The following is a 286-nucleotide window of genomic DNA, read 5'->3' as shown; positions in this document are numbered from 1 at the left end:
GGACCGACGCGTCTCGGCATCTTCGGCTACGTCGGCAAGGAGCGCGGCGCCCTCGAGCGGATCAACACGACGACGTGGTTCGGACCGGACCTCATCTGGGACATCGGCGAGAAAGTGCAGCTGAACCTCCAGTACTTGGACCGACGGGATGACGATCCGTTCTTCCTGGGGCCCGGCTCCCCGGAGATCGTCACCCGCGGCGGTTTCGCCGAGCTTCAGGTCTTCCCCCAGGGCCAGGACGGCCGCTTCGCGCTCTCGTTCCTCTACAACAAGGTCGACTCGGACG

Annotated in this window: 1 protein-coding gene; it reads left to right on the top strand. The window is 65.7% G+C overall.

The window, feature by feature from the left end:
• On the top strand, positions 1 to 286 hold a 286-nt coding region (locus tag LZP69_RS16220; protein WP_234201726.1), incomplete at both ends, for a hypothetical protein.

The sequence above is a fragment of the Shewanella sp. AS1 genome (assembly GCF_021412565.1).
GTDB lineage: Bacteria > Pseudomonadota > Gammaproteobacteria > Enterobacterales > Shewanellaceae > Shewanella.
The sequence above is the reverse complement of the archived record's forward strand: the minus strand, read 5'-3'. Positions and strand labels throughout refer to the sequence as shown.